The following is a 26,897-nucleotide window of genomic DNA, read 5'->3' as shown; positions in this document are numbered from 1 at the left end:
GGAAACATTACCATTATTCAGCGCTTTTAACAATCAAACAGGTGACGGTTTTATCGTTGCCGCCCATGCTAATCATCATGCCATAAGGGGATTTAAAAGCCACTTTTCTTGGAGCTTTTTGAGTCAGCAATTGCTCTAAGTCTACCAGTTGCCGAACTCCTGTGGCTCCAGTTGGATGGCCAAAACCTATAAGGCCGCCGGATAGATTAGTCGGTATTTTTCCTCCGGTTTTAGTATGGCCTTCTAAAATAAAATCAGGAGCGCCGCCTTGTTTTGCAAAGCCAATCGCTTCAAAAGCCAAAAGAGCGGTTATGGTAAAGCAATCATGAATTTCAAGCACTCCGATATCGTTAATTGTAAGTTTTGCCTTATCTAACGCTTTTTTTACGGCAAGCTTAGTCGCATCTAATACGGATTCTTCTTCAGCTTTCTCTGTAATGGCATTTTCTGCTTCTCCAATAGAGACAATTTCAATAGCTTCAGTTTTTGGAATGCCGGCTTTTGCCAAGCCTTCTTCTGAAAAAAGAATTAAAGAAGAAGCTCCATCACTTATTTTGGAACAATCGAAAGGATTCAAATTTGGTAAGAATTTATCTTTATCAGGCTTTGTCAGTCCAAGTGAAATAAGATCTTCCACTTTGTTATAGTATTCTTGAGCCTTTGGATTTTCTCTTGCCGAGAGAATAGCTAAACGATACCACTCTGCCATAGCTTCTCTTGCTCTTTTTTCCCCATAGAGTTCGAAATAGCGTGCCGCTTTTTTATCAAAAATTCCGGGAAAAAAATAAGCATCGCCTCTTTTACGCTCATGCTTGTAGTAAGCCGCTCCTGCTAAAATATCTGAGCCATACACCGACTTAACTCCGTTTTGCATCTCAAAACCTGCCACAAAGGTGGTGTTGGATAGATCAGAAAGAATGCTTCTTAAACCCATCGCAATTGCCCTCCCGCCTGTTCCGCAAGCGCCTTCAACAGCTGTGCAAGGTTTTCCTCGCAAGCTTTCTATCATAAAGGGAAGAAATCCGGGCAAGTTGCCTTGATTTAAAAATTTTCCTGACATAAAACTGCCGATAATGCCTTCATCGATAGAAAGATTTTTTCCTTGAAGCGAACCCTTGGCGGTCTCAATTAGGTACTCTTCAAAGCCCCTCATTTTTTCATTCGGGTTAAATTCCGGTCTTCCAGGGCCCATAAATACTGTATTATACCCAAGAGCTGCATAAACCTTTTTTCTAAAAGCGCTCATTTTACGATCTCCTTATCTTTTAGGCTTGCTAAGGCTTTAATAAAAGGGGCATCCGGACCATAGAGGTGGTAAAACCCAAGTTGCAGAACTTTGGTAACATCTTTCAAGGAATGTGCGGTTCCCGATCTTACAAGTTCTTCTGAAACTTCATAGGAATGTTTTAAAAAAGATTTTGCTTTTAGAGAGCTATTTCTTTCATCTTCTAAAAGCTTTTCAAAATAGGGAGATAAAACTGCTTCTTTATTTTTATTTTGAGATAGCTCCTTCCAAGAAGGAGCCTTCAAAAGATCTCCGTAGAGATGAGTCGCTCTTTGTTTAAAGGCTTCATCAATTGGCAGATACCCCTTTGTTTTAAAAGAATATATTTTTACAGGGATGGATTTTTCATATTTAAAAATGCCGTCTTTTTGAGAGCCGTCCGGGTTTTGCCCCCCTTTTATGGAATGGGATAAGTAATTTTTTAGAAGTTTTGGAAAGGCTTTTTTATCTCCGCCAAACCGGTTCATCACTTCTATAATAAGAGAGGCGACATCAAGCCCTACATAATCTAAAAGCTGAAAGATTCCCATAGGACGAATAAGAGATTTTTCTGTGACTTGATTTAAAAAATAGATCAACTCTTCTTGCTGGTTTTCGACATCGGCAAGCTTAAGCCCAAGAAGCACTTCCGGAATAAAATGGCCATTGCCTATAAAGCCCGGATTATCTTTTGAATACACAACAGTTTTGTTTAAAACCCTAGCAAGCTCTAGGCAAACTTCATTAAGATTCGGGCTTGCGTTATCCGGTAAAATTAACTCTACTAATTTTTGAATAGCAGGGGGGTTATAAAAATGAAACCCGGCAAGTCTGCCTTCTAAACCGGAAGCTTCCGCTAATTTTGAAATCGGGATTGAGGATGTGTTTGAAAAAAATAAGGCTTCTTTTGAGGCTATTTTATTTAACTGTTTAAATAGCTCACACTTTAATTCAAAATCTTCAAAGATGGCTTCAAAGAATAAGGTTACATTTTTAGCTTCATCATAATTTAAGGCAAATCGAACGCGATCTAAGGCTGCTTGCACATGATGCTGAATGATCTCTTCATTACTAATTAAAGATTCTTCTTCTGCATACAAGGTGCGTAAATACACAATTTGCCTTTCCGCTTCTTTTTTGATTTGCGAGCGGAGGTACTCTTTTGTTTTGGGAAAAAGAGCTTCATCTTTATCTACAAGAATTAAGCTTGTCGGAACCTTTTCCTTTACCGCTTTTTCATTTAGATATTTAAGAAGCAGAAAGGCAATTCCGGAACCCATTTTTCCGGAAGCTCCAATCACGCAAGCCGAGTTAGGCAATTTTATAGACATGAGCCCTACCAAAGTTTTTTAAAAGATAAGCCACTTGCTACCTTAGCAAAACATCCCTTGAATTCAAAATTGATTTTAATACATAAAAAAAGTTTACGAGAAAATAAGAATGGAAAAAAAAGACGGACGTTTTCTTAAAGCTTTAAAAATGGAAAGGCCGCTTCAAATTATAGGCGTCCCTAACGCTTTGTCTGCCCGCATGGCAGAAAAAGCGGGCTATAAAGCCATTTATTTGTCAGGCTCTTTAATATCCGGGCTATTGCATGCGCTTCCGGATCTTGGCATCCTTGATTTTAAAGAATTTCTTTTTCAAGCTGAAAAAATTACCGATAGCACTGACGTGCCGCTTCTTCTTGATATCGATACCGGTTTTGGTGGACCTCTTTTTATTGAACGGGTGGCCAAAAAATTGACTCAAGCAAAAGTTGCAGCCGTTCACATAGAAGATCAGATTGTTGAAAAAAAATGCGGCCATCTTGAAGGAAAAAAGGTCATCTCTTCCAAAGAGATGGGACAGAAAATAAAAGCTTTGAAAGAAGGGTCCGCTTCATCTGATTTTTTTATTGTGGCGCGAACCGACGCTTTGAATCTTGAGCCTTTTGAAAACGTCGTTCTGCGTTGCCGGCATTATATAGAGTCCGGCGCCGATATGATATTCCTGGAAGCTGCAAGAGATCTTAAAACTTATTCCGACTTTAAAAAAGCATGTCCCGCCTTTCTTTTGGCCAATTTAACCGAATTTGGAAAAACTCCGCTTTTTAAAAAAGAAGACCTAGCTAAATCCGGAGTCGATGCCATTTTATACCCCCTTACACTCATGCGATTAATGAATAAAACCGTTGAAAAAAGCTTGAAATGGTTAAAAGAAAATGAGAGTCAAGAAAGCTTGGTAGACCAAATGCAAACTCGAAAAGAATTCTATGAGTTAATTGAATACGAAGATTATGAAAAGAGAAGCTATTTAAAGTAAGGTTTGTCATGACAGCATCAGTAGATAAGAAAAAAACGGGCGGTCTTGCCGGCATTATAGCCGGGGATTCGGCTATTTGCCTTTGCGGAGCGGAAGAAGAGAGCTTGCTTTACCGCGGCTACCGGATAGAAGATCTTGCTAAATACGCCTCTTTTGAAGAAACGGCATGGCTTATTTTAAGAGGTCGTTTACCGAATGCCAAAGAACTCTTAGCTTATAAAGAAGAACTTTCAAGGCTCAGGGATTTACCTGTTAGTTTAAAAGCTATTTTAGAACAGATTCCAAAAAATGCCAACATGATGGATGTTTTAAGGTCGGGCTGTTCGTTAATGGGCCATTTTGAGCCGGAAGAAAAGATCAGGGGTGAATTTGAAATTCCCGATAGGCTGATTGCCTGTTTAGGTTCTATGCTTCTATATTGGTATAAGCTTCATCAAACGGGAAAGAGAATTAATCTGCAAACGAGCGCGAATAGCCTAGCCGGCCATCTCTTGCAATTAATATTAGGCCATCCTGCAAGCCCGGAACATATAAGAGCTTTAGATACTTCATTAATCCTCTACGCAGAACATGAATTTAATGCCTCTACTTTTACTGTAAGAAGCATTACAAGCACGATGTCAGATTTCTATTCTGCTATATGCGGTGGAATCGGCGCTTTAAGAGGGCCTCTCCATGGAGGAGCTAATGAATCTGCTATGGAACTTATCTTTAGATTTAAAAATGAAGCGGAAGCGGAAACCGGCATTTTAACTATGCTAAAAAACCATGAGCTCGTCATGGGGTTTGGACATCGTGTTTATACGACCAAAGATCCAAGATCCGCTGTTATTAAGGATTGGGCTGAACGCTTAAGCCAAGAAGCCGGTGATGAGAGAACGTTTGCTATTGCTGAAAAAATCGAAGCTACTATGTGGAAGGAAAAGAAACTATTTCCTAATTTGGATTTTTATAGTGCGCTTGTATATCGATACATAGGAATTCCAATAGAGATGTACACACCCATGTTTGTGATGGCAAGAATTTCCGGCTGGTCGGCTCATCTTATTGAACAAAGAAAGAATAATAAACTGATTCGGCCTTTAAGTCATTACATCGGTCCGCCTCCTCAAAATTGGCTTCCGCTTGAGAGGCGTTAATGCATCCATTATCAGAGTATGATAGCACCATAAAAGAAATAGCATCTTATACTGCTAAAGACCATGATTTTAGCCATACAGCATTAAAATCTGTCAAATTAGCGCTTTTAGATGCTATGGGTTGCGCTCTTCTTGCCAATCAATTTAAAGCATGCTCAAAGCTATTAGGTCCTATTGTCAAAGGAACTATTGTTCCGAAAGGCAGCCGTGTGATCGGCACTAAATACGTCCTTGATCCTGTCAACGCTGCTTTTCAAAATGGCCTTTTAATACGATGGCTGGATTATAATGATACTTTTTTAGCAAAAGAATGGGGGCATCCATCCGATAACTTGGGGGCTCTTCTATCTTTATCTGATTTCATTTCAAGATCGCCTAAACGAAAAGCTGCCCCTACGGTATTAGATCTTCTTAAAGCTATGGTCAAAGCTTATGAAATTCAAGGAGTGTTAGCTCTAGAAACAAGTTATAACAGGGTGGGTTTTGACCATATTGCTCTTGTAAAAGTGGCATCTTCTGCGTTATCGGCCTTTCTTTTTGGGCTAGATGAATCTCAAATCGCGGCAACTGTTTCTCAAGCATTTATCGATGTTGGCTCTTTAAGGACTTATAGACATGCGCCGAATACGGGTTCAAGAAAATCTTGGGCCGCCGGAGATGCGACTAGTAAAGGCGTATTTTTAGCCTACCTTGTCTCAAAAGGGGAAATGGGATATCCAAAGGCGCTATCTTCCCACAAATTTGGTCTTTCAGATGTTTTATTTAATGGAAAGCCGATAACCCTAGGACGGCCTTTAGGTTCTTATATCGCAGAGAATATTCTTTTTAAAGTGTCATTTCCAGCGGAGTTTCATGCTCAAACGGCTGTTGAATGCGCTATAAAATTGCATCCCAAAATCAAAAACCGCTTTCACGATATTGAAAAAATAGAGATTCAAACTCAAGAATCAGCCAATCGCATCATCAATAAACCGGGTCCCTTTCATAATCCGGCCGATCGCGATCATAGCTTGCAATATATGGTCGCCGTAGGTCTTGCGAAAGGAAGTCTCCTTGCAGATGATTATGAAGATGAAGCAGAGAGAAATGAACCGCTTTTTTTAGAGTTAATTAAAAAAATGAAAGTTTACGAAAATAAGAAATTCAGCGAAGAATATTTAGACCCCGAGCTTCGCTCGATCGCAAACTCTATAAAAATCACTTTCAAAAGTGAAACTAACCCCATTGAAGAACATCTTGATTTTCCATTGGGGCATAAATCTAGACGGGAAGAGTCGGTTCCTTTTATCCTCAATAAATTTAAAAAAAATACTGCTTCATTTTATTCAAAAAATAAAACCGGCATAATTTTAGATCTTTTTGAAGAAGAGGAAGAACTTTTTAGGATGCCCGTCTCTAAATTTATGGAATATTTCATCCATTAAATTAGCTGAGCCGGATTTTCGAGATAGTTTCTAAAAGCTGAAGAAAAATGGGCAGCTAAAAAGCCATCCACAACTCTATGATCAAAGCTCCAGGAAATATTTAGAGCCTCTCGTATTACAATAGTATCTTGTTTAATCATGGGCTGTTTTTGAATTTTTGCAAGAGCCAAGATGGCAACTTCCGGGTAATTGATTACAGGAGTTGCCCATCTGCCGCTTCCACCGAAAGAGCCAAAATTGCTGATAGTCACCGTCGACTCTTTTAAATCAGAGGGTTCAAGCTTATTGGCTTTCGCCTTTTTTATAAGCTCATCGTAGGAGCGAATAATTTTTTCCAAGCTTAAAGTTTCAACATTTTTCAAAACAGGAACAAGCAAACCTTGGTCAGTAGATATAGCGATACCGATGTTGTGGTGTTTATGAACCCTCAATGTTTTAGTTTCCATATCAAGGGTGCTATTGACATTCGGGAAAAGATTTAAACATAGAGAGACTGCTTTTATAATAAAGGGCATAAAGGTGATGTGGATATTTTCTTTGGAGCCTGCTTTTTTAAAATTATCCTTTAATTGACAAAGTCTTGTCGCATCGATTTGTTCAAAGTAAGAAAAATGAGGGGCTTCTCTTTTTGAAAGAGCCATCTTTTCAGCCATCAGTCTTGGGATGCCGTGAAGAGGGACAAGCTTGTCATCTGAAAGTTTAGAGGAGGATATATCCTGGTTCTTTCTCTTTTTCTGGAGATGATTTTTTAAATCGTCGAGGGTGATGCGTTCTTCTTTTCCGGTTCCTTGAATTTCCCTTAAATCGATGCCAAGCTCTTTAGCAATTTGTCTGACATCGGGAGTTGCTTTAAGAGTCCCTTCTTGGCTTGCATAAACCTTAGGTTCATCTTTAGCAACCTGAACTTTTTCTTTTGGAGCATTTTTTAAAGTTTCTTGTTCTTTAAACTCACTATCCGGGGTTTCAGCTGTTTCGATGCTGTAGAGAGGCTTACCCTTAATCGCGATAGCACCTTCCTCGACAAAAATTTTGGAAAGAAATCCAGGGTAAGGAGAGGGCAATTCAACCGTAGCTTTATCTGTCATAACAGTAACGACAGGTTCATCTTGAAGAACTTTATCTCCAACTTTTTTTAGCCAGGAGATGACTTCTCCTTCAACCACACCCTCTCCAATATCAGGAAGATTAATTGTTTTTATCATAAAGAGAGTTCTTTTTTTTAAAATTCCAAAGTTTCAATGAGAGCTTGTTTAATACGATCGCTTCCCGGCAAGTATTCCTTCTCTAAAGTGTGAGGAAAAGGGGTATCCCATCCGCAGCAGCGTTTACAAGGCGCTTTTAAATAAATAAAGCAATTTTCATGGATAAGAGCGGATAGTTCAGCTCCAAACCCGGCAGTTAGAGGAGCTTCATGGGAAACCACGACCCGCCCTGTTTTAATGACAGAGGCCACAATCGAGTCTATATCCAGGGGGTTCAATGTTCTTAGGTTTAGAACTTCCACTTCAATATTTTTTTCATTATATAATTCGTTTGCGGCCTTCATATTTTCGTGGTGTTCAGCTCCCCAGCCAATCAAGGTAATATCTTTTCCAACGCGGGCAAGTTCGGCTTTTCCAAAAGGGATAGTATAACGCTCGCTTGGGACTTCTTGTTTCAAGGCTCGATATAACCGTTTAGGTTCAAAAAATAAGACAGGGTCATTCGATTCAATGGCGGTTGTCAATAACCCTTTGGCATCATAAGGACCCGATACAAAAACGACATTTAGCCCCGGCGTATGAAGAAACTGCGCTTCAGGCGACTGAGAGTGATAATGCCCTCCATGAATCCCTCCGCCATAGGGCGTTCTGATAATGACATGGCTTGAATACTGATTGGCAGTTCGATACCGCATTTTAGCAAGTTCGTTAACGATCTGATCGTAAGCCGGAAAGATGTAATCGGCAAATTGTATTTCAGCAATCGGAATTAAGCCTTTTTGAGCAACCCCTATGGCAAACCCGATAATGCCTTGCTCTGAAAGAGGGGTGTTAAAGCATCTCTCTTCTCCAAAAGCTTTTTGCAAACCTTCAGTAACACGAAAAACACCGCCAAAGTAGCCGGCATCTTCCCCAAAAGTCAAAAGCTTTTTTTCTCTTTCAAATTCTTGGTGAAGCGTTTCATTTAAAGCTTGGATAATATTTAGTTCCGCCATAACGCTTATGCGTCCTTTTTATAGAATCTAAGACATTCCTGAAGTTGTTTTTTTAAGTGCCTTGGTAATTCAAAATAGACATGCTCAAATAAGGATTCAATAGGAGGAGGCGCTGTTTTTTTAGCTTCTTCTATAGCTTCATTTATTTCATTAAGGTAAAGCTCTTTTGTTTCCTGCTCTTTATCTTTATCCCAAAGACCTTGCTTTTCAAGATAGAGCCTTAGTCTCTTCAAAGGGCATTCTTCCCAATGTTTTTTTACTTCTTCTTCGGATCGATAGCGGGTGGGATCATCAGAGGTTGAATGAGCCCCGAGTCTATAGGTCATGGCTTCAATAAGAAAAGGGCCTTTCCCCAATAGACAATCTTTCCTGGCATTATGAACCGTTTCAAAAATTGCAAAAAAATCGTTTCCATCGATTTTGTAGGCCGGTATCCCATAGCCGACTCCTTTTGGAGCTATTCCGTCCGAGGCAAATTGTTCTCTTGCAGGGGTTGAAATGGCATAGCCATTATTTCTGCAAAAAAAGATGGCCGGAACTTTTCTAACGGCGGCAAAGTTTATTCCGGCATGAAAATCACCTTCTGAGGTTGCGCCTTCGCCGAAATAACAGACAGCGATGGTTTTATCTTTAAGGATTTTCATTCCATAGGCTGCTCCCGCAGCATGGGGAATTTTGGTTCCAATGGGTGAAGAGACCGTGACTACATTTAAATTTTTGGAGCCGAAGTGATTAGGCATCTGCCTTCCAAGAATAATATCTTTTCCATCAGAGAACATATGATGAATATAGTCTTTTACAGAGAACCCTCGATAAAATAAAAGGCCGGCTTCTCGATATTGCGGGTAAAGCCAATCGTTAAAATCAAGAGCTGCGCAACTTGCAACTGCGCATGCTTCTTCACCTAAAGAGCTTAGAGCAAAGGAAATCATTCCCTGTCTTTGCAAAACGATCATGCGTTCATCCACAAGACGAGTTAAAAGCATCGCCTTATAAGATCTAATCAAAACTTCGTTAGAAGGTTTAATATTAGGCTCTTTAATGAGATCTCCCTCATTAGATAAAAAACGGACAGTTGGGATTTCAGACATGGATTCTCTAATACTTTTAAATAATCACTTACCATTTTCAACTTAGGCGAATTTAATTTCCGACGCAAGTTCTAGGTTTTTGCTTCTTAGTTAAAGGTTTAGAAAGGTCAAAAGTTCCATGAAGAAATTTTATTCTAATTTATGATAGATAAAAGATGATCAAAGCAGGATAAGAAATGGTATTTTTTATAGCCCGAAATAAAGTTAGAATGCATGACACCGACATGGCCGGATTACTTTATTTTGCTAGGCAGTTCAGATTTGCTCATGACGCACTTGAAGATTTTGTTACAAGCGAGGGGTATAATTTTGACCAAGTGTTTCATCATGAAAAATTTGTTTTTGTCATTGTTCATTGTGAAGCGGATTATTACGCACACCTAAAAGTCGGTGATGAGTTAAAAGTTTTACTTGCTTGCGAGCATATAGGCGAAACTTCGTTTACAATTGTTTATAGAATATACAATCAAGATGAGAACCTTGTTGGGACGGTAAAGACGGTTCACGTGACTTTAGATACTGCAACACGTAAAAAAATGACTATCCCGGATAAACTAAGAGCCTCTCTCAATAAATATCGAGAGGATAGCTCAAGTTAGCAAGCTTTCCCAATTGGGGGGGCGTTTTTCTATAAACGCTCTAAACCCTTCTTTTGCTTCTTCGCTTTTTCGCATGGCTACATGATCCTTTAGACTGTTTTCAAGCTTTTTTGGAATATCGCCGCTTTCCTCTTGAATAAGCGCTTTGGTTGAGGATAAAGCAATTGGAGCGCTTTTCAATATCATTTTAGATAAAGCAAGGCCGCTTTGATAGAGCTCTTGGCCTTTTGCGACATCAAAAATAAGACCTATTTGCTTTGCCTTATTTGCTGATATGTTTTCTCCGAGAAGTAAAAGCTCTTTTACGTAATTTGGAGCAATCAACTTAGTTAATAAAGGCAGTATTTGAGCCGGAATAAGACCGCGCTTTGTTTCAGGAAATCCAAAGAGACAGTGCTCTTCTGCAATAATAAAGTCAGTTGCTAAAGCAAGGCCGAGCCCCCCTGCAAAAGCAGATCCTTGCAATAGAGAAACTGTAATTTGCTTTCGTTTATAGAGGGATAGATACACCTTGTTTAAAAGCGCGGCTGACTTTTCTATTTTTGTCTCATCGGTTGCTTCATCAAGATCCAAACCGCTTGAAAAAATGGGACCTTCGGCTGATAAAAAAAGGATTCGGAAGTTTTGAACGTACTCATCCGCAAGATGTCCATGAAGTTCTTCTAAAAGATTAATATTTAAAGCGTTTCGTTTGCTTGACCGATTTAAGGTAAGAGCTACTATATTTTCATTAATTACTTTTTTTTCTACTAATGCATCACTCATTTGGTTTCCTTGTAAGAGGAGGCTTCCTTCCTTTCGTCTTCTGTTAATTCCAATTCGAGATTTAATAAGGCTTGTCCAAGTGATTTACCTTGAGAATCGAGAGATAGGCACTCAGATGCGCCCCCTTTTAAAACCCCTTTTAAAATAATATTAAACGCTAAGAGGTTAGGAAGGTCGTAGCGGATAATTTGGTTTGGATTCAAAGGAGAAAAATAGGAAAGCAGCAAGGGAAGGGTAAGCTTTTTTTCAAGAAGAGCATAACCTTTTTCGTTATAGGCAATAAGTCCAATATTGGCTTGAGAGCCCTTGTCACCGCTTCTTGCATAAGCAATTTCAGAAAGAGCAATTTTCATTAAACCTCTCTGATATGGGTTTTTAACTGAACTTTGTTTTTTTCAATAAGGGTTGGCCAAAAAGCATAAATAGGCCTTGGCTTTGCCCTTCCGGATGCATAGCCTATAATGCCTTGAGGACCTGAAGTAATTAAAGGAGCTATTTCTTTGGAAAATCTTTTGGCTTCTTTTTCAGTTTCGGTTTTTATGGCTATTCGTAGAGTGACTTGGCCTAAATTTTTGGGATTCTTACAAAAAAACGGATCGGCTCCTATGTATTCGACAAAGCTATCCTTTAATTCAATTTTCTTATGTTTAAGGTGTGATAGAATAATTTCGCCTACTTTTTTAGCCTTTATATAAGCGTCTTTTCCATTTATCGTTAAAGAAGCCTCAATCCGGTAGCCGTCAAAGTAGCCGGCGTTGACTTTATATTTATCTCCCGGCGCTATTCCAAGGGCATCATATACAGCGACTTTATTCAAGCCAACTTCTTTAACACGCAAGTTTTTAAAAGAAACAATGACATCTGGGCTTTGGTAAGCGTAAGGGTTATCAATTTCATAAAGAAGCTGCTCTTTTATAATTTCAACTGTGACAGCGCCGCCGGTTGATTTTGCTTTAGTAATGATAAAATCGCCATTTTCTTGAATTTCAGCGATGGGGAACCCCATTTTCTCAAGGTTCGGGACATTTAGCCAATTCGTTGAAAACCCGCCTGTTGCTTGGGTGCCGCATTCAATGACATGTCCTGCGAGCGTGCCGCCTGCAAGTTTTTGATAATCTTCTTTATTCCAATTAAAATAAGCGATGCAAGGAGCAAGTGTTAAACTTGGATCTGTCGCACGCCCGGCAATTATAATATCCGCTTTTTTTATGGCTTCGGCCATCTCAAAAGCTCCTATATATGCATTTGCAAAAAGAAGTTTTCCTTGAACCTCCCCGATAGATTTACCGCTGTCAAGATTTTTAAATGAATCCTTTGGAGCTTGGCTTATTTCATTAAAGACATCATCGCCTGTAAGACATGCGATTTTTAAAGGCAATTTTAACATGGGCTTTAACTTTTCGATACAAGCTTCTAAACAACCCAAAGGGTTTAAACCACCGGCATTTGTGATAACTTTAAATTTTCTGCCTTCGTTCCAAAAAGGGGCAAGCGAAACTAATACCTCTAGAAAATCTGCAGCATACCCGGGCCCCTTACCTTCTTTTTTCTGGATGGCCATAATGGATAGAGATAGTTCAGCTAAATAATCTAAATTTATAAAATCGATACCCTTATCTTGAAGCATAAGATTTTTAGCCGCTTCCGGATCATCTCCCCAAAAACCTTGAGCATTTGCAATTCGTAAGGTCTTCATAATTATACCTGGAAGACACCTGTATGAAAGGATTTATTCGTTAAGGGCGCTCTTTTTACAAGCATTAAGGCCTTAGTTAAGGCATCCCTTGTGGCATGAGGGGCTATAATTTTGTCAATCCAACCTCTTGCGGCCCCATAACGGATGTCCATCTGCTCGATATAGCTATTTTTTAACTCTTCGTAAATTTTCTGTATTTCATCCGAGCTTAATATTTCATTCTCTCTTTCTTTGCTTTTCTTTCTTACTTCTATAAGGGTTTCAGCAGCTTGTTCTGAGCCCATTACAGCGTATTTGGCATTTGGCCATGCAAAAATAAAGTTAGGATCGTATGCTTTTCCGCAAAGAGCATAATTGCCGGCTCCAAAAGAGTTTCCGACAATCAAAGTAATTTTTGGTACAATAGAGTTGCTTACTGCGTTCACAAGCTTCGCCCCGCTTCTAATTATTCCTGTCTGCTCAGCTTCTTTACCGACCATAAAGCCAACGACATCTTGGATAAAAATTAAAGGCAATTTCATTTGATTGCAGTCTAAAATAAAACGTGCGGCTTTGTCTGCGCTCTCAGCATAGAGAACACCTCCAAGTTCAATTTCGCCTTTTCCTGTCAGGCCATGTTTTTTTTGATTGGCGACAATGCCCACGGGGTTGCCATTTATCTTACAAAAAGCTGTCACAATAGTTGGGCCATATTGTGCTTTATACTCTTGCATGGAGCCTCTATCAATGATGCAAGATAGCAAATTTCTTGTATCATAGGTTTTTTGGTTTTCACCCCCGACAAGGTCGTATAAGGTATAAGGGTAGTGCTCCACTTCAAAAGACATTTGTCTAAGCGGTTCCGGGTCCGTTGGCAAAAGATCTATAAGAGATCTAAGACGTAAAAGACAAGAAGAGTCGTCTTTTTCAAGAAAGTCTACCGTACCGCTTATTTCCGCATGCATTTTTGCGCCGCCAAGCTCTTCCGGATCCACAATTTGCCCGATGGCAGCTTTTACAAGAGCCGGTCCAGCAAGATAAAGACCGCTTCCTTCTGTCATGAGAAGCTTGTCGCAAAGGACAGGAAGGTAGCCCCCCCCTGCGATGCAATTACCCATTATGGCAGAAAATTGAGGGATGCCTGAGGCTGAAAGGACAGCATTATTTCTAAAAATTCTTCCAAAGTCATCCTCATCCGGGAATATCTCATCTTGCAAAGGCAGAAATACGCCGGAGGAATCGACAAGATAGATAATAGGGAGTCTGCAATCAAAAGCAATTTTTTGTGCGCGAAGCAACTTTTTAACCGATTGGGGAAAAAAAGCGCCGGCTTTAACGGTTGCATCATTTGCAATCACCATGACATTTCTTCCGCAAACTTCTCCAATGCCTGTGACAACCCCTGCTGCCGGAAGCTCTCCATATTCGGGGTACATTTTATAGCCGGCCCATATTCCAAGCTCAAAAAAGGCGTCAGGATGGTCTAGAAGAATTTCAAGACGTTCACGAACGGTTAATCTTCCAAGCCTGCTTTGCCTTTCCTTTCCTTTTTTTCCACCGCCCTCCCTTAGAATAGATTCTTGAATGGAAATTTCTTCTGACAAAGTGAATAGGGAAGGAGATTCCATAAAGGGATCTTTTGTCTTTTGCGCCATGGTTTAAATCCCTGTTAGCTCATCTGAGACTTTTTCTAATAATGGATCAAGCGGGGTAATTAAACCATGAAGGCTTTCTTGTATTTTTTGATTAGCCATCTCCAAATAATACTTTCCGGCTAAATAGTCGGGAGTTTCAACCGTTTGGCTTTTGTCTTTTCGGCTTAAAGACTCTTTATCTAACTTGCTTAAGGTGGCAGAAGCTGTGTATAGGGCGATTGCACAAGTTGCAAGGCGGTCTAGGACAAGCTGCTTTTCAACAATATCTTCCCGATAATAAATTAAAGCCTTTTTAGCAGCCCCGGAAAATGATTTTAAATTTTGAGCCAGCCGATTTGATTCGCTTTGCAAGGCTTCATTTTTTACTTCTACAACAGGCGCTTTGGAAACTCCGACAAGCTCTATGCCAAGGCTGAAAATATCTTTTGCAGCGCTCAAAGGATGGCTTAAAGTTTTATCTTTTAAGTCTTTCATCTCCATCCCAACATCCCTTAGGCCGACAGCTCCAATAAATGCCCTTAAAACTTCATTTGATCCCTCGCCAATCATATTGAGCCTGGCATCGCGCATCATGCGCTCGAAAGGCTGGTCTGTAAAGAAAGATCTTCCGCCATAAATTTGCATGGTCTCATAGATAATTTGCCAAAGGGATTCGCTTGCGAAAACTTTTAAGATCGCCGATTCAAGCATAACGTCATGGATGCCTGTATCAATGAAGCCTGCTGTTAAATAAAGAGAGGCTTCCATCGCATAGACTAAAGCTGCCATCTCGGCAATTTTTTTCTTAACTAAGGGAAAAGAAGCGAGGGGTCTTTTAAATTGATAGCGATTCACAGCATGAGAGATCGCTTTTTGCATGCAAAACTTTGCAGCTCCAAGACACATAGCCCCAAAGGTAGTTCTTCCGTAATCAAGGGCGGTTAAACAGACTTTAAGACCCCCTCCCAAAGGGCCAAGGATATTTTCTTCGGGCACTTCCAAATTTATAAATTCAAGATTTGTGGTCTTGGTCCCGCGGACGCCTACTTTCTCAAGCGCTTTGTCTTTAATATGAAATCCCGGCATGTCCGGTGTGACAATAAAAGCTGTCACCTTATCTTCAAACTCGCCATTTTTTGAGGGGACTTTTGTTTTGGCCATCACAGTCAATACGCTTGCGATACTACCGTTGCTTGTCCATTGCTTTTTTCCATTGATCGTATAAGTTTTTTTAGCAGGGTTATATTCAGCCCTTGTTTCAACCCCGCTTGCATCCGAACCGGCGTTTGGTTCAGTTAATGAAAAAGCCGCGATTTTTTTACCGCTTGCAAGATCGGGAAGCCATTTCTTTTTTTGTTCCTCGGTGCCAAACAATAAAATCGCTTTTAAACCTATGCTTTGATGGGCATTTATAAATATGGCAGTTGAAGAGCATCGGCTTGCCACTTCTTCGATAGCTTTACAATAGGTGTACTGCGACCTTCCAAGCCCCCCATATTTTTTGGGGACGGAAACTCCAAGAAGCCCTATTTTTCCAAGCTCTTCGATAAGTTCTCTTGGAATATCGGCTTTTCGATCCACTTGGTCAGGGTTAAGATGAGTATCGAGGGTTTTTTTTAAAAGGGAGAGATAGTCTTCGGCAGCTTCCATTTCTTCTAATAAAGGTTCCGGGAAGGGGAACAAAGCTTCATTTAGAAAATCGCCAAAATAAAGATTTTTTACAAAACCGGGTTTTCTTTTTTCTGCGAAAAGAAGTTCCTCAACAAGCTTCATCTGGTCTTGATCCATAACTTTTTTAACCCTGCTTTAAAAATATTAATTTGCTTATAGCAAGTTGATTTTTTTTAAAGTAGATGAAAAGAAAGCAAAAGCAAGTGGATTAAAAAGAAAGAATGAATCCAAGAAATGGATCCATCCTTTCAGATAGAATGAAAATTAAAAGGTCATTTTTTCTAAAGGTTTTTTACCGTCTGTCTTTAGCGCGGTATTTTCCATTTCAATGAGCTCATCCCCTGCAAAAACTACAATAGAGGCTTCCTTTAAATTCTTAACGATATGATTTTCAATAGCTTTTATCACATCTTTTTTAGTGGCTTTCAAGATGGAGTCTCTAAATCTTTTTCTAAGTTCATAGGTTCTGCCTTCTTTCAGGAATCCGTAAGCGACGTCGGATCGGCTTCCCGGAGAGATCGGCGCGTCTAAACTTTGGATGTTTTCAAGCTTGGCTTCTTCAAGATCTCTTGCTGAAAATTTCCCTTTTCTGATTAGTTCTACCGCTTCCTCAAAGGCTTTTAAGGTATTGGCGATATGCGGGTCTCTATAGGATGTAAAGACAAAGTGGCCGGAAAGCGGATAGCAAGAAGATCCCCCTCCATAAGCGCCCCCTTCTTCACGGATTTTCTGATGAAGATGGACATTATCAAAAAGACTTGAGGCGATGGCAAGATAAGGCGCATCCTCATGAGTATAGGGAATTGTTTTTATAGCCTTTGCTATAAAGGCGACAGGCGAGGCTATCGGGAAAGCTTTATTATGCGGCTTAGCTAATGTTAACTTAGTGACCGAACGCTTAGAAACCTTGCCCCCGATCTCTTTAAAAAATGGAAATTGTTTCAATTTTTTTATGAATTCAGCATCAGCTCCAATAAGAATATCAGGTTTATTAGAAAGAATGCTTTTTCTTAGCTCTTTTAGTTTCATGATAAATTGGTTAAGCTTTTTATCATCCTCGTTTTCCATTAAGTCTTTAAGCTGTTTATAGTATTCCAATCCATTCCAGCTGTTTTGTATTTTAGAAGAAGTGCTAAAGGGACTAATGGCAAGGTTTGTTGCATAACGCATGGCCATGGAGTTGAATCTAGATTTTAAAGAAGTCCAATGCTTAGTGAGGGCTTCTTTTATACGAGCCGTGTCCTCAAAATCTGAAGATGCGATCATTTCCCCAAGCAATTTGAAAAAAGCATCCGCTTTTCTGTATAAGCTTTTCCCGCTAAAGGATAGGACAGGGGAGAGATCATTAAAGTCATCTGCTTGAGTATTTAAAGATAGGTTTACAGAAATGCCGCCTGTATTGGCCTGAATTTCTTTTAGGGTCTCCGTATAAGATTTTCCCTTAAACCCAAGTTGAGGAATTAAATAGGCTAAAACTTTCAAGGGAAAAAGTTCCTCTTCAGTCAATTTTGGAAGGGGATAAATCACATCCGCATATACAATATGATTGGTAAAGCAAGAATGGGTGTAAAGAGGCGCTTTAAAACTCTTATCTTCCTGAAGCAAGAAGTCCTGCATCTTTTTAGGGACATCTTTTAAAGTTAATTTGGGCAGGCAATCGACATTTTTGCTCTCTTCTGAATCTTGCAATTTCTTTAATTTGATGCTGTTTTGCAAGATGGCCTTAACCTCTTTAGGTTGAAGCTTAGCTTTGATGAGTTCTAATTTTTTTTCTTCTTCAGTTTTCTCTTTATCGGCAAGTTCCTTGTCAGGAGTCATGCAGATTTCCACATGATGGGGGTTCTTAATTAAGTATTTTTCTAAAAGATCTTCAAAAAATCTCGGGTTTTCATCGTAAGATTTTCTTAGGGCGTCAATCATGCTATGGATTTGAAGGGAGGTTTCAGGGTTTGCTCCATGCTGTTTGACAAGCGAGCAGCGCATGAAAAGAGATAAACCAAAGGGGTATTGATCGCCTGTAATTTCGCTTCTATGAAACTCAAGCTGATGGAAGGCATTTTCAATAAGCTCTTTATCGATGCCTTCTTTACTGATTTTTTTCAGGGTATCAAAAACAAGCTTTCGGATTTTGGTGAGGTTTTTAGCTTCGCAGCCTTGAAGAGTTAACACGATGGGGGCTTCTGAGATATCGCTATCCATGTAAATAGAGGCTTGAGCAATTAAACCCGATTTTAAAAGCGCCATTTTTAAAGGGGAGGCATCATTATCCATTATCATGAGAAGAAGAAGCGCGATGGCAAGTAATTTTTCCTGGTTTTCGATCGATTCTGTGACCCATCCCATGGAAATGTAGGTTTGTTTTTCATCACTTTCTTCTTTTGCTAAAGGAAAGGAAGTTTTCAAATACTTTGGTTTTTTAAAACGAGTTTGTTTCTTAAGCGGGGGTAGAGGCGCTAATCTTTTAGTTTTATCTAAGACCCGCTCTTTTAAAAATTTTAAATGTTCCTCAAGCGGCAAGTTGCCATAAAAGAAAAATAAAGATCGGCTCGGGTGGTAGAATTTTTTATGAAAGGCCACAAGCTCTTTATGGGAAAGAGATGGAATAACTGCTGGATCTCCACCCGAGTTTATGCCATAAGTCAGCTCATCAAAAAGAGCTGCCATCATAGATTCATGAAGCCTTGCTGCAGGCGATGCTAAAACGCCTTTCATTTCATTAAAGACGATCCCTTTATATTCGAGAGGTGAATTGGGGTTTTCCGGCTCTTTAAATTCTAATCGGATGCCTTCTTGCAGAAAACTTAAGTTTTTAATTTCCGGATAAAAAACGGCGTCAAGATAGACATCGAATAGATTATAGAAATCTTTTTTTACTTGCGTGGCAGCCGGGTAACAAGTGAAATCAGACCCTGTGAAGGCGTTCATGAAGGTGTTTAAGCTTCTTCTTGTCATCGAGAAAAACGGGTCTTTGATCGGGTATTTTTTAGAGCCGCATAAGACGGTGTGTTCTAAAATATGAGCCACCCCGTTTGAAGTATCCGGTATCGTTTTAAAAGAGATGCAAAAGAGGTTTTCCGGATCCTCTGTCTTTAGATGAATGATTTCAGCGCCCGTCGGTTCATGGGTCAGTTCAATAAGCTCTAGCTGAAGCTCGTCAATAGGCATTGATTTTGTGACAAGAAAGTCCAAGAAACGATCATTTTTTTTCCAATTTTTTTTTGGCATGCTTTACCTTGACTTAAGTATGAAATTTTCTTAAAGCTTCAAAGTATAGCAAAGGTGTGTTAAATTTTTCTCTTACTTTCTTCTTTAGGGATAAAGTAAAATCTAAACAGGCGCATCTTTTCTTTTTCTTGTTTCTCTTGGGGCTTGTTCTTCTAATGTGTTTTCAACAAATTCCAATTTTTGGAGTTTTCCATTCATATCTCCTAAAAAAATAGAATTCCCGGCGATTTCTATCACAGTGATTTTAGAACCCGTTGACACATCTTTTATCACTCGGACAATTGCCCCGGTTTTTAGATCAAAGATTTTTAAATTGTTGCCTACTGCCATGTAAAGAGAGCGGTTATGGATTTTGAAGACGGGGTTTTTTTGGATATCTTCAGAGTTTTTTTCAAGAACAACAAATTCTTCTCGAGGGCGTAAGGAGTTTTTGAAAGCAGCAAGGTTTAAGCTGCTTAAAGCTGTTTCCTGGTGTAGAACATAAATTTTTCCATTTTCGACATGAAGAAAATTGATAGGAGAGGCGCAAGGAAGCTCGATAAAGTCTTTAATTTTTAAGGCAGTTCTATCCCAAATTTGAAGATTTTGTCTTGTGCGGACATAAATATAATTATTTTTTGATAAAATGCTGCGCACTTCTTCTTTAAAGGCACTGATTCGAATACCCGTGATGGGTCTGCCTGAAGCTTCATTGGAAATCTTAAGGTTTGTGTCATATTTGGTTGTAGTTAATAACTCCCCGTGGTTTACAGCAAGGAATATGTCTTGAACCGGTCTTTGAAAACAGCTTTGCTCTTGGGATACCTTAAAAGATTGAATTTTTTTTAGGTCTTTTTCTTGATAAATCCTTATATAGCCGTTTGAGAATGTCATATATACTTTATCGTTGCAGACAAGAAGAGAAGATAGAGGTTCTGCAAGCTTCGCGCAGCAAACTTTTTCCCTTAGTTGATCCGAGAAAATATAAAGACAACCTTTCGTTGCAAAATAGAGTTTATCAGTTGAAAAAGAAGCTTGAAAAGAGGATCCATTCTCATAAGGCAGTTTGATAAACTGAGAGATGCAAGTAAAGTTGCTAGAGCGAATTTGTTTTTCTAAATCCGTATATGGTTTTTCATTCAAAATCGACTCAAGATCGAAGGAATTCCTTAAAGAGGCAAGATTAAAGCCCCAATTCGGCTCTAGGCCAAAAAGGTCTCCTGTTCCACCGGTTGAAAAAGGGCTCTTGAATTGTTCTAATACATAATTATCCCAAATGCGAGATAACGAGGGGTCTGTTGATAATTCTTGCCATTTCCTGCAAGTTTTTGCAGCGTTTGTCAAAGACTTGCCATCAAGAAAAGAGAGAACGTGGAGAAGGGTTTCAGGTCCAAGAATAGCAATCGGAGTCTCTTTTATAGAGGGAATCTCTCCATGATAGGTAACTCTAGACAAATACTCACGGGACTTAAACTGTGCAAAGGAAGCCATTAATTAACCTTACAATTTTTTTTAAATCAATAAGATTAATTAATGATTGTTTTTATTACAATTAATAATTGGATAAATAATTTTGTTTAATAGTTAGATTAAGGCTAATCCATATGTATATTTTTTTCAATGATACCAACTTGTCTTCTTAGCAGTTCATCTTCGGCAAGTTTTTTTTCAATCGTTTTTCTTGCGTGTAAGAGAGTCGAGTGAGTTTTTCCGAAAGAGACGCCCAGCATTTGCAAGGAATCATTGATAAGTTTACAAGCCAAATACATGGCGACTTGTCGAGGGAGGGCGACTTCTTTTGTTCGAACCGTTCCCTTTAAATCGCTTATTTTAACTTCAAAGACGGCGGCAACAGATTTTAAAATTTGTTCGACAGAAATTCTTTTGTGGGGGTTATGCTGGAACATTTCTTTTAAAGCTTGCTCCACAATTTCTTCTGTCAAACTGAGGTTCAGAAGCCTGCTTGTTGCGCTTAAGCGATTGACGGCCCCTTCTAATTGGCGCACGTTATTGAAGATGTGCTCTGCTATGTAAAAGGCAAGCTTGCTTGGAAGGTCAAGTCCTTTAAGTTTAGCTTTATATTGTAAAATCGCAACTCTTGTCTCAAGTTCCGGAATGCCCATATGAGCGACAAGGCCCCATTCCATCCGGGCAATCATTCTCTCTGATAATTTTAACTGGGCAGGCGGCTTATCGCTTGTGATGACAATTTGCTTTTTCTGATTGATTAAAGCTTCAAAAGTATTACAAAACTCTTCTTCAAAGTTCAGGCGGTTTTGCAAAAATTGAATATCGTCCACAAGCAAAACATCCACATCCTGGCGATAAAAGCGCTTCATGCGGTCTACTGATTTGTTTCTTAAAGAATCGACAAGGTCATTAATAAATTGTTCTGTCGTGATGCATTGAACTTTTAGTTTTTTATGTTTCTCTCTTGCAAAATGCCCTATGCTGTGGAGGATGTGGGTTTTGCCAAGGCCAACGCCGCCATGAATAAAAAGCGGATTATAGGAATGCCCCGGCTGCTTTGCAATCCCCATGGCTGCTGATTTTACAAATTGATTGGTTGGGCCTTCAATAAAATTATCAAAACGATAATTGGGGTTAAGCTCAACTTCAAAAGGGCTCGGTTGGCTTGTAAATAAGCTTTCCTGCAGTTCAACTTTAACATTTTTTTCTTGAGATTTAGAGAGGGGGGCAATTGAGAATCGAATGAGCGGTTCCCCGTCGCTACCGACAGGAACAAAAGAGCAGAGGTCCTTCTTAAAATTAGAGAGCAAGTATTCCTTAACAAACACGTTTGGAACTTCTAAATGCAGCCACTCATCGCTTGTTTCAATGACTTGAATGGGAGCAAGCCAATTTCCAAAAGCGGTAGGTGAAAGACGTTTTTTGACAAATTCCAAGAATTCGATCCAAGCTTGGCGTGTGTCGGTGGCTAACATGTGATATGTCCTTGTCTAGTTATGTGTCATGTGAAGGTCTAAATAGTCTTATAAAAAAAGTTCTTCAAGGCTTGGGTCATTAATTTTAAGTAAGGCTCGATAATTTACGTTTAAGTTACTTAAAGTTAGTGATATAAAAGCAATTTAGTGTTGGGTATTGACTTATAAACAATCTTTCCACAACATGTTTTAGATCTTTTATGACGGAAAATCTATCATGAGCTTTGAAATGGCTGCAAGGTAATTGTCTATAATTTGTTCAGTGATTGTCGATAACTGCCTGAAAGTAAGAAGCAAAAAAGATTCTCTTTCTTTGTTTAACTCTTTCTTTTAACTTTCTTATCTTTAAGAGATTTATTTATAGACTTTTACTTTTAAAAGCACGCTTTTTAGCTTCCTAACACCCCCAAATTAAAGCGCTTAGAATGACGTTTTTTTTTCAAAATTCTTCATTTGATGAACTGTGGAAATTGTTCATATTAAAATTTTAAACAAGTGTGAAGTTTTTTTTGAAAAAAGAAACTTATGAACAAGAGGTATTATTTATTTAAGCTTCTTATGAAAAAAGTTTTAGCTTTGGAAAAGGTCTTATCTATATGTAGCTTGCCTGTGATAAAAATTGCAGCGGTTTAAAAGGATCCGATCCTTGTACAATTTTTACAAAGGAAGGGTTCATAAAAGTTGAGGTAATCGTGCAGCGAAGCGTTAGAGCATCAAGATCAATTTCTAGATTGGGATCGGCAAGCAAGAGGGTTGAATCAAAAGTTTGATCGAAAAGCTCGTTACGAAGTGCCTTGCAAATTTCAAGTCTTGCACCTGCCACTTTTTGATCGAATTCAGTAATAATGCAAAGGGAAGGAAGGACTTCTTCAAATAGGGAAAGACAGCCAAAATAGCCTAAACAATCCTCTCTATACCTTTCTTTGGTTAAATCTTCATGAGAAGTTGTGCCGAAACCAAGCAGTAATAGATCCGTTCCTTTAAGGTAGTCAGCTAGGTGCGGTGTCCATGGCGAGCTTGAAACATAAGAGAGCACTCGAGTTTCATCCCCTAAAGACAGTTCAAATTTGATGCCAAGATTAATGCCTTCATAGGAATTATAAGAAGAGGGTGAGTTTGCGATTTGAAAGTAATGCAGTTTTATGCCCTCATGCAAAGAAATAGTTTCAACGTCCGGTGTGTCTAAATAAAGCTCAAGGCAATGAAGCGTGCTTTTTTCCTGTCGATATTGAGGCTTTAAAATTTGGATCATTTCCTGGAAGGCTGAACGGTTAAAGTAAAAGTGAATAGGATGGGCTCTTCCAAGAACACGATTTAATTGCGTGTTAAGTTCATAGAGGCGTGTTACTGCGGGGTATAAATCTCGTTTTGAATGAGTAATAATGACTGAATCAATGTCAAGGATAGTAAGGTTGCGCTTTTCAAGTAATTCCAAGAAGGAGTGCCCCGGATTTATAGCTATACCTTTACCGTTAAAGCGAAAGAAAAATCCGCATTTGAATTCATCAATATTGGCAAGCTGGCTTGGCAGCGGTAAATCTTTTGAATCATTCGTCCAGACATTGAATGTAAATAATTTTCGGTCAGCAATTTCGCTTCTATTTTCTGCTTTTTTGACATAGTCTTCCAAAAGTTCGCGATATCGATTAGCAAAAGCATCAAGCTTCATTTCAATATCCAAGTTTTGGAAAAAAGGTTTTTCAATGGTATAGGGAACAGGAAAGTCTGTGGCAGGCTTATTAAGTCCTTGGAAGGAGGTTTCTTTAATAAAAGCCAGATTGTTTTTTTCGCAAAGGGGTGCGGCCTTTTCCTCATTATGGTCATTTTGAAAGAGTTCTTCATGCAGACAACCCTGCGAGATGGATAAAAGTTCATTAAAGTCTTCTTCGGTGAGAACGGAGGATCCATACTTGCAAATTTCAGGATTAGGCATGATGCCTTTTTCTAATTTAGCAAGTTTTTCACGAACTTGCAAAGCTTCCTTAGAGCTATCTTCTTTGCTATAAAGAGCATTTAAAATTTTAAGGGTGAAGTAGTCTTCCGGAAGCAAAGTATTGGCTTTATTGGCATAGGTCAAAGCCTTATGCTGTTCTTGAATTTCTTTTGAGAGATAGGCTGAAGCGCGAAAACAAAAGAATTGATAATGAGGAATGTCTTTTGCTTCCAGATATTTTTCAAGAGCTTGTCTATATTTTTTTGAATAAAAGTCATGTTCACCTTGAAAAAAAGCTTTTAGAGACGGCTCCTCTCCAAATTTTTCCATTTCGCGGTCGACTAGTTCAAGTAGAAATTCCGGGTTGGAATTCATCGCTAGTGCCTGCGCTTTTTTCATGTAATCCAATAAAACTTCTGACTTCATAGAGCCTCAAAATGCCTTTTTCTATCTAACAACTTAACGGAAATAAGGGTTTTTCTCACCTTTTTTCCTTCAACTTAAATCTTTTAATTTTTTTTTGTTAGCTTTTCAGGTTTTAGCTATCTATATTCTTTTTTTTATTTTTACCAAATGACAAAATGTCATTTTGTTGAAATGAAAAAAATTAAAAATATGATATGACCATAAGGTTTATTGCATAAACTGTTAATTTTTTTAAGCTAACTCTTAGGTTGAAGATGGACCCTCTTACTTTCCCGTACGCAAAACAATCAATTAATGAAAATGATGCCGAAGCTGTAAGGCAAGCCTTGTTTTCGCCTTATATTACCAGGGGTAAGGACGTTGAAGAGTTTGAAAGATCAGTGGCCGATTATTGCGGAGCGAGATATGCAGTGGCTTTCAATAGCGGAACGACAGCCCTTGCAGCATCAGGATTTGCAATCGATGTGAATCGTCATGATCGTCTCATCACAACCCCGAATACTTTTGTTGGTACGTTAGCTGTCGGCTGGCATGAGGGAGCGGAGCCTATCTTTGTTGATATTGAAAGAGAAACTGCCAATATGGATCTTGCTTTGCTTGAAAAGATGGAACCTTTTCAATCAACAAGGGGCCGATCCATTTATTTACCCGTTCACTTTGGAGGCATACCGATTGACCTTGGAAGGCTTAACCGTATGATCAGCGACCCTGAAGCTCTCATTATCGAAGATGCCGCCCATGCCCTTGGCTCCTACTATCCCGATGGCACAAAAGTCGGTTCTTGCTATGATAGTGCCATGACTTGCTTTAGTTTTCACCCGGCTAAGCAAATTACAAGCGGGGAAGGTGGAATGGTTCTTACAAATGACGAAACTCTTTTTAATAGGTTAAAGCTATATAGGAATAATGGCATCGACAGAAGTTCCCCTAAATCAGAGACTTATCCTTGGTATTATGAGGTGAAAGCGATAACAGGCAATTTTCATATGAACGAGCTTCAAGCAAGCCTTGGCTTAAGTCAGTTTAAAAGGATAGACAGTATTGCAGCTCATAGAAGAGAGCTTATGAAAAGATACTTTGATAAATTAAAAAATGAAAAAGGTATTCGTCTTGTCAAAACTCAAGATCTAGAAAAGATTTCTTTTCACCTAGCCCTTCTGCAAATTGATTTTGAGTTCTTTAAAAAGACAAGAGAAGAGGTGATGAATAAACTTAAAGAAAAAGGCATCGGGACTCAAGTTCACTACATCCCAATTTACAAACACCCCTTTTTCGCTGAAAGAAAAACCGATTTGTCCTCTTATTTCCCCGAAACGGAAACTTACTATAAGCAATGCCTCTCCTTCCCCTTATATACAGATCTCAAACTTGAAGAAGTAGATTTGATAGTTGAAGCTTTGCTAGGAATTTTAAACAACCCCTGAGGCTAGGGGTATTCCAGGATAAGTCACCTTTTTTTAAAATACTTGCCCACAGTTTTTTTCAAGAACCTCCATAAAATCAAAAATAGAAAAAAATCAAAACTTTCCCTCAATACATTGTTGGCTCATTTATATGTAAGAAGCCATTTGTCGCTTACAAGTTATATTTTTTATCAAGGGCTTTGTTTTACAATTCACCACATGAGCCAGTGAGATCAATGAGAAAGTACGAGATAGCGAGGATTAGGTTGCTTTCCTTAAGTTTTGTGGCTTTCGACCCTCCGATTTTGCGTAAAAAAAATTTAGAGCAACACCGCTGCAACACAATCAACGATTATTCTAGGTGGATCTGCAACAGACTGAAAAACGTATTAAAAATGACACACTAACAGAAAAATTATCGGCTCAGCTATTCAGGTGCTTCGAGAGCTTGGTACAGGGTTGTTGGAGTCTGCTTATGAGGTTTGTTTATGTCATGAGCTTTCATTAAGTGGTCTAAAAATCGAACGGAAAAAAATTATTCCTAAGATATACTGGGCTCCGTAATTTAAAGATGAGACTCTTTAGCATATTTTGGTAATTAATCTTGCTCAATTGATAGGGGTGTTTGAATAATGATATGGTTCCAGGTTATTATTGATGACCCTTTATTTTTGACTTATGAGAGTTTTCTCCAAATTATCAAATGTTTAAAGACCGTAGTTAATTTTGAATTTGTAATTGTGGATGGAATAGAAGGCTCCGGCAGAAATTATTCAATACACTCTTTACAAGAATTAAAGATAAACCCTTAAAAATAGATGAATTATTAAAATTTTTTGAAAATATCAAACAAATTGATTGGGGAGATTTTTATTTTTTTCAAAATTACCCTTTAGATTGGAATAATCCAAAAGGAGAGATGTATCCTTACGTAATAAGCCAGTCAAATACGACTTTAAGAGCGGTGGATAACCAATATTTTTACGTATATACCCCTTATAATCAGCTAGTCGATGCCCTTAAGGCTAATTATACGATTGAAGAAATAAGAAAGGGGACTCTCGATCAGCTAGATTATCCTGAGTAAAGCTAAATTACTTTAACTTCCATAACCGCTTGTAAAGAATCAGAAGAAAATTGATGGTAACTTGTGAATTTAGCTAAATATCAATCCTATTTTCATGATAACCGTGCCCCTTTTTTTGTAGCCATCTTAAATAGAGGTT

21 protein-coding genes are annotated in these 26,897 nt (G+C 38.8%); 7 read left to right on the top strand and 14 right to left on the bottom strand.

What is annotated here, in order from left to right:
- Positions 1-13: 13 nt before the first annotated feature.
- Positions 14-1,246, bottom strand: coding sequence for a thiolase C-terminal domain-containing protein (locus CSEC_RS09580; RefSeq protein ID WP_041018245.1), 1,233 nt, complete (start codon positions 1,244-1,246; stop codon positions 14-16).
- Positions 1,243-2,595 (bottom strand): 3-hydroxyacyl-CoA dehydrogenase family protein, encoded by a 1,353-nt coding sequence (locus tag CSEC_RS09575; RefSeq protein WP_053331978.1) that lies wholly within the window; start codon positions 2,593-2,595, stop codon positions 1,243-1,245. The genes CSEC_RS09580 and CSEC_RS09575 overlap by 4 nt, the downstream gene beginning before the upstream one ends.
- A gap of 109 nt (positions 2,596-2,704) precedes the next feature.
- Here CSEC_RS09575 and CSEC_RS09570 point away from each other — a divergent pair, with 109 nt between their 5' ends.
- The 3 genes from CSEC_RS09570 to CSEC_RS09560 are packed head-to-tail and all read left to right on the top strand — an operon-like array spanning position 2,705 to position 6,128.
- Entirely contained in the window at positions 2,705-3,565 is an 861-nt protein-coding gene (locus CSEC_RS09570; RefSeq protein ID WP_041018244.1) for an isocitrate lyase/phosphoenolpyruvate mutase family protein, read from the top strand.
- A gap of 8 nt (positions 3,566-3,573) precedes the next feature.
- Positions 3,574-4,704, top strand: coding sequence for a citrate/2-methylcitrate synthase (locus tag CSEC_RS09565; protein ID WP_041018243.1), 1,131 nt, complete (start codon positions 3,574-3,576; stop codon positions 4,702-4,704).
- The gene (locus CSEC_RS09560) at positions 4,704-6,128 is read left to right on the top strand and encodes a bifunctional 2-methylcitrate dehydratase/aconitate hydratase (protein WP_041018242.1); all 1,425 of its coding nucleotides are present in this window, start codon (positions 4,704-4,706) and stop codon (positions 6,126-6,128) included. The genes CSEC_RS09565 and CSEC_RS09560 overlap by 1 nt, the downstream gene beginning before the upstream one ends.
- Here the strand turns inward: CSEC_RS09560 and CSEC_RS09555 are convergent.
- Genes CSEC_RS09555 through CSEC_RS09545 form a run of 3 tightly spaced genes read right to left on the bottom strand, consistent with a single transcriptional unit; the run spans position 6,125 to position 9,416 of the window.
- A complete protein-coding gene (locus CSEC_RS09555; protein ID WP_041018241.1) occupies positions 6,125-7,330 on the bottom strand; it encodes a dihydrolipoamide acetyltransferase family protein in 1,206 nt (401 codons plus the stop codon). The two genes, CSEC_RS09560 and CSEC_RS09555, sit on opposite strands and share 4 nt — an antisense overlap.
- Before the next feature lie 17 nt (positions 7,331-7,347).
- The gene (locus CSEC_RS09550) at positions 7,348-8,325 is read right to left on the bottom strand and encodes an alpha-ketoacid dehydrogenase subunit beta (RefSeq protein WP_041018240.1); all 978 of its coding nucleotides are present in this window, start codon (positions 8,323-8,325) and stop codon (positions 7,348-7,350) included.
- 5 nt (positions 8,326-8,330) lie between these two features.
- A complete protein-coding gene (locus tag CSEC_RS09545; protein WP_041018239.1) occupies positions 8,331-9,416 on the bottom strand; it encodes a thiamine pyrophosphate-dependent dehydrogenase E1 component subunit alpha in 1,086 nt (361 codons plus the stop codon).
- A gap of 176 nt (positions 9,417-9,592) precedes the next feature.
- On the opposite strand from CSEC_RS09545, the gene CSEC_RS09540 reads away from it, so the two are divergent.
- Entirely contained in the window at positions 9,593-10,015 is a 423-nt protein-coding gene (locus tag CSEC_RS09540) for an acyl-CoA thioesterase (protein ID WP_237559236.1), read from the top strand.
- Here the strand turns inward: CSEC_RS09540 and CSEC_RS09535 are convergent.
- The 9 genes from CSEC_RS09535 to CSEC_RS09495 form a co-directional block, all read right to left on the bottom strand.
- A complete protein-coding gene (locus CSEC_RS09535; RefSeq protein WP_053331977.1) occupies positions 10,007-10,780 on the bottom strand; it encodes an enoyl-CoA hydratase/isomerase family protein in 774 nt (257 codons plus the stop codon). The genes CSEC_RS09540 and CSEC_RS09535 overlap by 9 nt on opposite strands.
- The gene (locus CSEC_RS09530) at positions 10,777-11,133 is read right to left on the bottom strand and encodes an AtuA-related protein (RefSeq protein WP_041018238.1); all 357 of its coding nucleotides are present in this window, start codon (positions 11,131-11,133) and stop codon (positions 10,777-10,779) included. Before CSEC_RS09530 ends, CSEC_RS09535 begins: the two co-directional genes overlap by 4 nt.
- Positions 11,133-12,476: an acyclic terpene utilization AtuA family protein gene (locus CSEC_RS09525; RefSeq protein WP_041018237.1), complete on the bottom strand. Its 1,344-nt coding sequence runs from the start codon at positions 12,474-12,476 to the stop codon at positions 11,133-11,135. Before CSEC_RS09525 ends, CSEC_RS09530 begins: the two co-directional genes overlap by 1 nt.
- Before the next feature lie 2 nt (positions 12,477-12,478).
- Positions 12,479-14,110 carry an acyl-CoA carboxylase subunit beta gene (locus CSEC_RS09520; protein ID WP_053331976.1) on the bottom strand — a complete coding sequence of 544 codons (1,632 nt, stop codon included), beginning with the start codon at positions 14,108-14,110 and terminating at the stop codon, positions 12,479-12,481.
- Between the two features lie 3 nt (positions 14,111-14,113).
- A complete protein-coding gene (locus tag CSEC_RS09515; RefSeq protein WP_041018236.1) occupies positions 14,114-15,877 on the bottom strand; it encodes an acyl-CoA dehydrogenase family protein in 1,764 nt (587 codons plus the stop codon).
- 147 nt (positions 15,878-16,024) lie between these two features.
- Positions 16,025-18,985 carry an insulinase family protein gene (locus CSEC_RS09510; protein WP_041018235.1) on the bottom strand — a complete coding sequence of 987 codons (2,961 nt, stop codon included), beginning with the start codon at positions 18,983-18,985 and terminating at the stop codon, positions 16,025-16,027.
- Positions 18,986-19,087: 102 nt separating this feature from the next.
- Positions 19,088-20,455 carry an F-box protein gene (locus CSEC_RS09505; RefSeq protein WP_041018234.1) on the bottom strand — a complete coding sequence of 456 codons (1,368 nt, stop codon included), beginning with the start codon at positions 20,453-20,455 and terminating at the stop codon, positions 19,088-19,090.
- A 104-nt stretch (positions 20,456-20,559) separates the two neighbouring features.
- Positions 20,560-21,909, bottom strand: coding sequence for a chromosomal replication initiator protein DnaA (gene dnaA / locus CSEC_RS09500; protein ID WP_041018233.1), 1,350 nt, complete (start codon positions 21,907-21,909; stop codon positions 20,560-20,562).
- Between the two features lie 592 nt (positions 21,910-22,501).
- On the bottom strand, positions 22,502-24,268 hold the full coding sequence (locus CSEC_RS09495; RefSeq protein WP_041018232.1) for a tetratricopeptide repeat protein: 1,767 nt from the start codon (positions 24,266-24,268) through the stop codon (positions 22,502-22,504).
- A 254-nt stretch (positions 24,269-24,522) separates the two neighbouring features.
- Between CSEC_RS09495 and CSEC_RS09490 the strand changes: the two genes are divergently transcribed.
- The 3 genes from CSEC_RS09490 to CSEC_RS13165 all read left to right on the top strand — a co-directional run bounded on the left by CSEC_RS09490 (position 24,523) and on the right by CSEC_RS13165 (position 26,758).
- On the top strand, positions 24,523-25,692 hold the full coding sequence (locus CSEC_RS09490; protein ID WP_041018231.1) for a DegT/DnrJ/EryC1/StrS family aminotransferase: 1,170 nt from the start codon (positions 24,523-24,525) through the stop codon (positions 25,690-25,692).
- A gap of 393 nt (positions 25,693-26,085) precedes the next feature.
- Positions 26,086-26,235 carry a GxxExxY protein gene (locus tag CSEC_RS13550; protein WP_079978035.1) on the top strand — a complete coding sequence of 50 codons (150 nt, stop codon included), beginning with the start codon at positions 26,086-26,088 and terminating at the stop codon, positions 26,233-26,235.
- A gap of 355 nt (positions 26,236-26,590) precedes the next feature.
- Positions 26,591-26,758, top strand: coding sequence for a hypothetical protein (locus CSEC_RS13165; RefSeq protein WP_154017679.1), 168 nt, complete (start codon positions 26,591-26,593; stop codon positions 26,756-26,758).
- Positions 26,759-26,897 lie beyond the last annotated feature (139 nt).

This window comes from Criblamydia sequanensis CRIB-18 (assembly GCF_000750955.1).
Lineage (GTDB): Bacteria > Chlamydiota > Chlamydiia > Chlamydiales > Criblamydiaceae > Criblamydia > Criblamydia sequanensis.
This window is presented reverse-complemented; position numbering and strand designations above follow the sequence as displayed.